An 8,856-nucleotide genomic window follows, 5' to 3' on the forward strand; every position below is an offset into this window, starting at 1 on the left:
TGGTCCACTAGTGTTTGCCCTAGCACGCGGGGCGGCTGCCCCCAGTTTGCGTGGAACAGCCCGTACATGACACCGAAACCCAACGCCGACCTGTTCCAAGATACCACGATGACCTTCGGGGAACACCTCGATGAGTTGCGTGGTGCGCTGTTCAAGGCCTTGTTGGGACTGATGCTGGGCTGCATCGCGGGGTTTTTCCTCGGCGACTACATGGTCAAGTTGATCTTGAAGCCGCTCGAGGGGGCGCTCGAATCGTACTACTCCAACAGTTCGATCGAAGAATACAAAAAGTGGTCCGCAAAACGGGAGGAGAAGGGGCTGCCGAGTCCCTATTCTCTCGAACAGCTCAACAAGCTGGTTTATGAAGACCAGATGCTGTTCGAGATCATGTACATTGATCCTCGGCAAGCACTGGACGAGGCGTCGCGGGCGATGCCGCAATTGGCCAGCCGGTTGAGGTTGCCGGCGAACGATACACCGCCTGCTGCGGACGCAACGTCGACGCCGGTCGCCACGGACTTCCCCGCTGAAAATGCCCGCGCCGAAAATCCCGCTGATGAAGCACCCCGCACCGGGGACAACGTCGCGGGCGATGGTATCCTAGCGCGGCTGGCGCCTATTCTGCTCTTTCATCCGGCATCAGAAGACGATCGAGTTCACGCCAAGAGTTTTAGCTTTCCGGAAACCTTCACGATCTGGCTGAAGGCCTCGCTGGTGGTGGGCACGATTCTTTCCAGCCCGTGGGTCTTTTATCAGATTTGGGCGTTCGTAGCGGCGGGCCTGTATCCGCACGAGCGGCGCTACATTCACGTGTTCTTGCCGTTCAGCCTGGGGTTGTTCTTGTTGGGTGCCGCGACGGCGTACCTGTTGGTGTTCAAGCCGGTGCTGAGTTTCTTGCTGACGTTCAATAGCAGCCTGGGTATCGATCCGGATCCACGAATCAGCGAGTGGCTCGGATTCGTGATGTTGCTGCCGCTAGGGTTTGGGATCAGCTTTCAATTGCCGCTGGTGATGCTGTTTCTGGATCGCATTGGCATCTTTAGCGTTCGTTCTTACATGGAGAAGTGGCGCATCGCAGTGCTGGCGATCTTCATCATCTCGGCGGTTCTGACACCGGCCGATCCGTACAGCATTTTGTTCATGGCAGTGCCGCTGACGTTTCTCTACTTCGGCGGCGTACTGCTGTGCTACTTCCTGCCCAAAAATAGCGGTCCGCTGGACGAGGCACCCGGGCGGTAAGCAATCCGCCTGCCGGGAATGCGTACAGCGCGGCAGCGCGCAATTTAGTAACTAAGCAAGTCGAGACTGAACATCGGGCGACATCCGCCCGCGCTTTGACAACGTTCGCGCATTGGCCAGCAGCATCGAACGCGCGTGCTCTGCGGTTGTTGCGCGAATGCGCGGTGTGAGCGCATAAAGTCTGATAACGCGCCAAATCATCGCGGGTGGTTGACTTGCAAATAACGCCGGTGGCACCTAGGCGCATTTGACAATGCACGCACTAGGCGTCGTGCAGCAAGTCAACGCATGGCCATCGATTACATCTTGCCGAACTTGGCGACCAGGTCGACGGTGCGGGAGCTATAACCCCACTCGTTGTCGTACCAGCTCAACACTTTCAGCATGTTGCCGCCGATCACCTGGGTAAAGTCCGCGGCAAAGATCGAGCTGTGCGAATTACCGATGATGTCGGACGACACGATCGGGTCTTCCGTGTACTCGAGGATACCGCGGAGCGCGCCTTCGGCGGCGTCCTTCATGGCAGCCTTGACCTCGGACTCTGTGACGGGCTTTGCCAAGATAACCGTCAAGTCCACCACGCTGCCGGTGGCCACGGGCACGCGCATGGCAATGCCGGTGAGCTTGCCCTTCAGTTCGGGGATGACCAGGCCCACGGCGCTCGCCGCGCCCGTCGAGGTGGGAATGATGTTCTGGCCAGCAGCCCGGGCACGGTACAAGTCGCTATGCGGCAAATCCTGCACGTTCTGATCGTTCGTGTAGGCGTGTACCGTAGTCATCAATCCTTTTTCGATGCCCCACTTGTCGTTGAGCACCTTGGCGACGGGCGCCAGGCAGTTGGTCGTGCAGCTGGCATTCGAGACGCATTTCATCGCCGAGGTCAATTTATCGTCGTTCACACCCAGCACGCAGGTCAGATCGGCACCGTCCTTGGCCGGCGCGCTGAGAATGACCTTGCGAGCCCCCGCTTGCAGGTGCGTGTCGTACCCCGGCTTACCGCCGGCGGCGCGGCCGGTGAAGATGCCCGTGCTCTCAACCACGACATCGACCTTCAGTTCACCCCAGGGCAACTTGGCGGGATCGCGCTCGGCCAGTGCATGGATCCGCTTGCCATCGACAGTAATCGAGTTGTCGTCGTGTTCTACCTTGCCCGGGTAACGACGATGCGTGCTGTCGTACTTCAGCAGCGTCGCCAGCGTCTTGTTGTTCGTCAGATCGTTGATGGCAACGACCTCGAACTCGCGGGAACGTTGCTGCAGAATGCGGAATACCAGACGGCCGATGCGACCGAACCCATTGATTGCCACACGGATTGCCACAGATCGATCTCCTTCTGAAGAAATACCCACCGGGCAGACGGCTGAGCCGTCGGCGTCGGATCGAACGCCACGGAGGCTTTGGGCGGGCGCGATGAAGACCCTCATTATAGGAATCGAGCCGCGGATCGACAACCGCCCCACGCGCCTGCGCAGCATCCGTCCTGCACGCTTAACGCCGCTGGTGGAAGGGGGTACATTGGCCTCGAATGCGCGACCGTGGACTACTGCCTCGAGCCGCTGCGCCGCGCACGCTGTGCGGCAGACGGTGGTCGACGATACACATGTTTTCGGAGATGCCTGTGACAGCTTTTGGCGATCGGCTGGCGGATGCTGTGCGGCGCGTGGGTAACCCGGTTGTAGTGGGTCTCGATCCGCGCTGGGATGAACTGCCGGACAACGTCAAGGCCGGCTGCGACGCGACTGACCCCCGACAGCGCGCTGCCGCATTCGCGCGTTTTTGCCACACCATTATCGACGTGGTGGCGCCGCGCGTATCGGCAGTAAAGCCGCAGGTCGCATTCTTCGAGCAGCTGGGTCCGGCCGGCATGCAAGCGCTGGCCGAGACGATTCGGCACGCCCGACAATGCGGTTTGCTCGTGATTGCCGACGGCAAACGCAATGACATCGGTTCCACTGCCGAGGCTTATGCCGACGGTTGGCTGGGCGACCAAAGCTGCTGGCAAGCAGACGCTTTGACAGTCAGCCCCTACCTGGGCAGCGATAGTCTCGACCCCTTCGTGACCACGGCCAGAGCCCGCGGCGCGGGACTTTTCGTGCTGGTTAAAACTTCAAACCCGGGCAGCGGACAATTTCAAGACCTTACAGCCGACGGTCGTCCCGTGTACCGGCATGTGGCCGAGCACCTCGAGCGATTGGCTACCGACACGGCAGGCCCAAGTGGCTACGGAGCGATTGGCGCCGTCGTCGGCGCCACTTATCCAGCGCAGCTGCACGAATTGCGAGCGGCGATGCCCCATTGCTGGCTGCTGGTCCCTGGGTATGGCAGTCAAGGAGCAACCGCGCGCGACGTAGCCGGTGCCTTCGATGCGCAAGGGCTGGGCGCCGTGATCAACAATTCTCGCGGCATCATCTTCGCGCATCGTCGCAGAGAATACGCCGACCGCTTTGCCGCCGCGCAATGGGCTGACGCCGTTGCCTCGGCGACCGATGACATGATCTTGCAGCTACGGGCCGACACACCTGCCAGTTGCCTCGGCGTTGCCACTAGGTAGCTCAATCGCTGCTAGCGCGGCGCATCTGCAAACAGTAATCGCAAGACTTTGCCGCCGCGCGATTCTATTCTCTAACCGTTTTCTAACTGTGACATAGAAGCTGCCACTCAGCTCTCGTCGCCGGCGCGCAGCCATGGAGTGAGGGTCAAATCTCCGGCGCAGATCTCGTTGGAACGGAAGTAAAGTTCGATTTCGCGCGCCGCGGCTTCCGGACCATCGGAAGCGTGAACCAGGTTCATTTGCCGGCTGGAGCTGAAGTCTCCGCGAATCGTGCCCGCGGCGGCCTTTAGTCCGCTCGTCGCACCCAACAACTCGCGGACGACGCGAATGACTTCTAGCCCTTCGACGACGGCGGCGACAATCGGGCCGCCGGTGATGAAGCTCTCGAGGGCGGGAAAAAAGGGCTTGCTGACGTGTTCGGCATAGTGCTTCTTAGCCAGTTCCGGCGTGACACGCATCATTTTGCAGGCAATGATATTCAGACCCTTGTCTTCGAATCGGCTGATAATGCGGCCCATGAGCCGCCGCTGCACGCAATCGGGCTTGAGAAGGATAAGAGTGCGTTCCATGGTCGATGTCTCCGGACGTGATTAAGTCGGTGTTTCCTTCGCGCGCCAGCCGTACCAAGCGACCTGGCGCCGCTTGTTTGGCCATGCCAAACAAGGGCTGCCGCGCAAAACCCAGTGCCAGCGCCCCTCCGCGGGACGGGCTATTGTAAGTTGGCGAAGAGCGGGGATTTTAGGTGATCGGCCGGGTTGTCTCAAGCCGGGTAGAGCGTCAACCTGTCGCTGGCGACCGACAGGCCAATACCTCGGCACTGGTTTGCAGTCGCACACCGCGCTGCTCGAGTTCCGCAAGCGCAGCAACCACGTCGCCGGGCCGCCGATCGATTCCCCGGCACGCATCCACGATCAGGTGAACGACGAAACCAAGGCGCAGCGCGTCGCGCGCGCTAAATGCCACGCAGTATTCAGTGGCCAAACCGGATAGAAAAACCTCGGCGACACCTGCGTTGCGTAAGTACTCCACCAGCCCCGTGCCACGGCCGGCGTCGTCGAAAAATGCGCTGTAGCTGTCGACCCGAGGATCAGCTCCCTTGTGAATGATCTTCGCCACCTTTCGCGTGACGAGCCGGCGAGACAACTCTGCCCCCGCAGTGTTCTGCACGCAGTGCGTTGGCCACAGGATCTGGTCACGGCCGTTGACGTCGACGATGTCCCCCGGTTTGCAACCGGGATGATTCGCCACGAAGCTGACGTGGTCTGGCGGGTGCCAGTCCTGGGAAGCCACGACAAGCTCAAACTGCGCCTGCAAACGGTTGATCACATCGACGATTTCATTTCCACGTGGCGCCGCCAGCGCGCCGCCTGGTAGAAAATCATTCTGCAGGTCAATGATGATCAGGGCGCGGTTGGTCATGCACGCATCCTCGAACGAGTCGACGGCGCCCGCGCGACGCGCATGCCGGTTCCAACGTTTGCATTTCTGCAGAAAAATGCCGACCGCGATGTGCCATCACCTCCCTCTCCTGCTATTGACGAAGGGAAGCCGGGCACGATGGCAGGTACAGCTGACACCTCAGTCGATCTATGGCATTCCGACCTAAAAACCCTGGGGTACCTCTTCTCCGCCGGCGGGCGAGAAGAATAGCACAATGTTTGGGTTCTTCTTCTGGTCGACCACCTTGGCGGTGCCGTCGGCAAACAGCGCTTGGAATTTCAGCTTGGCCAGGTGCGTAACGTTCGCGCCCGGGTCAGCCCGATCGAATTTCAGGTCAGTAGGCTTTGTCCAAATGGCGCCCCGCTGGTCGAACACTTCGACGACGAGAATGGTAGCTCCCTTGGGATCGGTAATAGAATCGGGTTTAGGAGCGTCCTGTCCCTCGAAGACGGTGCCTGCACCAGTGGGCATCAAATAGTAGGTATGGCCGTCGAAGGGCTGGCCAGGCGTACGGTAAGCGCGGGGCATGCGGTCAATCAGCGGCTTGTTGTGTTCGCTATCCCACGGTTCGTCCAGATGAAATTCCTTGTACAACGCCTCTTCGCCCAAAAAGGGGAGAAGCCCCACCCGCCAACTGAGCAACGGCTTGCCGTCGGCGCTGAGGATGGCCGGTGCGGGATAGGCGCCTTGGGCGGCGGCCACAGCATCCAGAGCTGCGCCAATCTTGACCAGGTGGTCATGCGACGTCTGTTGCTCGGCAGCGGAAACCATACTTGTCACTGGCGCAATCAGCATCGAGCCCAATGCGTAAATCTGGTTCTGCAGGGGAATCCCGACATAGGTCAGCCGCAATTGCTGCCCCTCTTGCTTATGCGTAAAGTGCGATTTGAATCCGTCAAACATTTCCGACAGCACCATGGCAGGGCCCGCGGAGCCGATGCCTCCCGAGGGATCGATATTCGCGACCATCTCGTCGACGCTCTCGCCAATTTTCTCGACGACATTCAAAACCAGCGCTTCCGTCGCGATCGCCCCCTCTTGGTCCTTGGCGTGCAAATCCATGGTGATGCCGGTGACGGGCGTGATGTCGAATTTGACAATCGCCTCGTCGATGTTCTTCGGGACCTCCTTGACGGCGTCGAACGGCGGTTTGTCGAACGGGGCCGGAAGCTTGCTAAACACCAGGAAAGTCATAATCTGCGGCCGAATCAGCGCCAACTCGACGACGAGTAGTGCGCCCGCGGCATCATCTGATTTACGGAGTGTCGTCAACAGCGGGCTCTCGGCGTCGGCCGGGGCCGCCAGCATCTTCTTTAAGGTCTCCTCATCGGCTGTGACGACCGTACGATCATCTGCGAAGAAAAGGCAACGCCCTCCCTCGAGGGGACGATAATACTTGCGATCTCCGTCAGTTACCTCGTCCCACTCCGGCGAAATCGCTTGTCGAAGCTGCTGCGGATCCTCCGGCTTCTTAAAGCGGATAATGGCACCCACAAAAAACTCGCCAAGTTTCTTGCCGAGTCCTCCGATGATCATGACCTGTTCCAGCTTGGCAGGCTCATATCCCGTATCCGCCTGAATCTGGCGTGGCAGCAGTGTATTCGAGAATATTCTGAAGTTGGGCGCCGCGAAAAGTTGATGCGGGTCAATCGCCAGGGCCACCGCGGCGTCGGCGGGAACAAACGACAAATTTAACGGCTTCGGTGTTTTCAAGGGCAGAGGAACTGAATTTGTAATATCGATAGGGCCGCTCTTGCCTGCCGGAGCAGGGATGCTTGCCTTCCGCTCGCAACCTACCGCCACGCCAAACAGAGCCACAACCACTGCTAAACGACAAATCGAGTGCACGCGGCACCTCCGGAATCGGCCAGGAAAGATTTAATGACATGGGCCCGCGATCATCGCCAACCGCCAGAGGCGAACATGCCCACTGGCGCCCCTACCATCACAGGCGCTTTGATACCGCAATATAGGCTCCGTTCTGCTAGGGACGCAAGAACCGCAAGCGGATGGCGAACTCTACCGCAAAATCATTCGCATGCATTCGGGTGGCTGCCGCCCGCCCAGCAAGTAGATTCCCAGAGAAGTACGGTGGCAGCGAAGCGCCGGGTGATGTCTATTCCGCGATACCTTCAGGCTGAAATCGTCTCATCCCATTAGGGGTAGCTGCCATCTTGTATCAGCACGACTTTGTCGGGATACATATCGACGACCGCCGTGGACCAGTCGAGCGAAACCGCGTGTCCGTCGAGGTATAGATAGTTTGCCACCCGTGCATGCCGAGCATACGCGATCCAGGGTTGAATCGTGAGCGTGCCCAGCCAGATGTCATAGTCGTCCTGCCGCGGATCGCCGTCGGCGGGGGGCGTGAACGCGCTGGCGTCGCGTTCCGAGAAGCAGACGAATTGCGACGTGCCGACTTCGGTCAGGAAACGCGCGAAAGTCCAACGACCGTAGCGGAGCGTCTTATGACTTAATAGCGAGTTCATCAGGTAGCTGGTGCGCTGCTGGATGCCGTCGATCACCCCGTCGGAACCAATAAACGGCTGCGGTTCGGACAGATCTGTCGGGCAGCGATAAATTGCCGCGCTACCGGTGATGATGCCGGCCCGCGCAAGCTCTTCGTCGGCCTCGGGCGCGCCGCCGACGAAGGGCATGATTTTGTCTTCCCAGTAGATTTCGGCAAACGACTCCGAAGCGCCCGTATTGGAAAGCACGTCCGCGTTGAACGGATGGTGCAAAAAGAACTGGCCGACGTTCGCGTCATAATATTGTTGCACGGCCAGCCCAATCTGCCGATAGTTCGACAAGCACTGAGCCCGGCGGGCCGCTTCTCTTGCCATCTGCACGGCCGGCAACAGGAGAGCAATCAGAATCCCGAGGATCGCGATGACGACCAAAAGTTCGACGAGCGTAAAACCCGCGCGAACAGGGGCGCAACGGCGAGCCTTCATCCAGAGGGCAATCGTCATGTCAGATTATTCGCTTCACAAAAAAAGTGCGATATGCGCAGAACGGCATTGAACTGGTCGTCCCCCGTGCTTGGGTTCGTCCTGTCCGAGATTCTACTCGCTCGGCCGTACGCGTCACTCGCCAATAGTGTCGCAACACGGACAAAGTTGCGGCACGAACACCGTCAGGGTCGCCGAGTATTTGGTCCCTTTATAACCTTCGCCAGCAGCCGTTGCATCCGTGTGATGCACCACCACAAGGTAGGTATTTCCCTCCTGGGGGGTAAAACTCGCGCGACCTTGCGAATCTGCCCTACGCTCGTAGAGGTCGTCGAATCCCTCGCGCAGTGAAACTCCGCGTGGGATGAACGAAACCCGGGCGTCCGCCAATGGCGCGCCGTGGTACAGCACCTGCACAGCGATGGGGCGGCCGGGGCCCATCGGAGTTACCGGGTTATTTGTGGGAACTAATTCCAGGGCATGGCCCAGCGGCGCATCGTGCAGCGGGTACGTCGCCGGCACGCGATCCAGTGAAGGGCTGACCACGAAGTATGTTTTGCCGCTTTTGATCGAGCGCAGCGGAGCGTATGTCACGACCTTGTCCGAGGTATGCGCAACGAGGTAGCTGCCAGGCACCGTCGGCACGAAGCGCGTGGACCAGAATCCCTCGGCCGG

8 protein-coding genes are annotated in these 8,856 nt (G+C 59.7%); 2 read left to right on the plus strand and 6 right to left on the minus strand.

Going from position 1 to position 8,856, the window contains the following annotated elements:
- Window positions 1-66 precede the first annotated feature (66 nt).
- On the plus strand, window positions 67-1,239 hold the full coding sequence (gene tatC / locus VGG64_19740; GenBank protein ID HEY1601844.1) for a twin-arginine translocase subunit TatC: 1,173 nt from the start codon (window positions 67-69) through the stop codon (window positions 1,237-1,239).
- Between the two features lie 299 nt (window positions 1,240-1,538).
- Here tatC and gap read toward each other — a convergent pair whose 3' ends face one another.
- On the minus strand, window positions 1,539-2,558 hold the full coding sequence (gap, locus tag VGG64_19745; GenBank protein HEY1601845.1) for a type I glyceraldehyde-3-phosphate dehydrogenase: 1,020 nt from the start codon (window positions 2,556-2,558) through the stop codon (window positions 1,539-1,541).
- Between the two features lie 299 nt (window positions 2,559-2,857).
- On the opposite strand from gap, the gene pyrF reads away from it, so the two are divergent.
- A complete protein-coding gene (gene pyrF, locus VGG64_19750) occupies window positions 2,858-3,790 on the plus strand; it encodes an orotidine-5'-phosphate decarboxylase (GenBank protein ID HEY1601846.1) in 933 nt (310 codons plus the stop codon).
- A gap of 107 nt (window positions 3,791-3,897) precedes the next feature.
- On the opposite strand, the gene ndk is transcribed toward pyrF, so the two are convergent.
- The 5 genes from ndk to VGG64_19775 form a co-directional block, all read right to left on the minus strand.
- Window positions 3,898-4,359: a nucleoside-diphosphate kinase gene (ndk, locus tag VGG64_19755; GenBank protein ID HEY1601847.1), complete on the minus strand. Its 462-nt coding sequence runs from the start codon at window positions 4,357-4,359 to the stop codon at window positions 3,898-3,900.
- Window positions 4,360-4,567: 208 nt separating this feature from the next.
- A complete protein-coding gene (pncA, locus tag VGG64_19760) occupies window positions 4,568-5,209 on the minus strand; it encodes a bifunctional nicotinamidase/pyrazinamidase (GenBank protein ID HEY1601848.1) in 642 nt (213 codons plus the stop codon).
- 183 nt (window positions 5,210-5,392) lie between these two features.
- Window positions 5,393-6,919 (minus strand): DUF1559 domain-containing protein, encoded by a 1,527-nt coding sequence (locus VGG64_19765; GenBank protein ID HEY1601849.1) that lies wholly within the window; start codon window positions 6,917-6,919, stop codon window positions 5,393-5,395.
- Between the two features lie 467 nt (window positions 6,920-7,386).
- The gene (locus VGG64_19770; protein ID HEY1601850.1) at window positions 7,387-8,202 is read right to left on the minus strand and encodes a DUF1559 domain-containing protein; all 816 of its coding nucleotides are present in this window, start codon (window positions 8,200-8,202) and stop codon (window positions 7,387-7,389) included.
- 114 nt (window positions 8,203-8,316) lie between these two features.
- Window positions 8,317-8,856, minus strand: a 540-nt coding sequence (locus tag VGG64_19775) for a DUF4198 domain-containing protein (GenBank protein ID HEY1601851.1), incomplete at its 5' end; no start/stop codon positions are given.

The organism is Pirellulales bacterium (assembly GCA_036490175.1).
Lineage (GTDB): Bacteria > Planctomycetota > Planctomycetia > Pirellulales > JACPPG01 > JACPPG01.

Coding starts and splice junctions, on each gene's coding strand:
- tatC (HEY1601844.1), top strand. CDS start 67: ATGACACCGAAACCCAACGCCGACCTGTTCCAAGATACCACGATGACC.
- ndk (HEY1601847.1), bottom strand. CDS start 4,359: ATGGAACGCACTCTTATCCTTCTCAAGCCCGATTGCGTGCAGCGGCGG.
- pncA (HEY1601848.1), bottom strand. CDS start 5,209: ATGACCAACCGCGCCCTGATCATCATTGACCTGCAGAATGATTTTCTA.
- VGG64_19770 (HEY1601850.1), bottom strand. CDS start 8,202: ATGACGATTGCCCTCTGGATGAAGGCTCGCCGTTGCGCCCCTGTTCGC.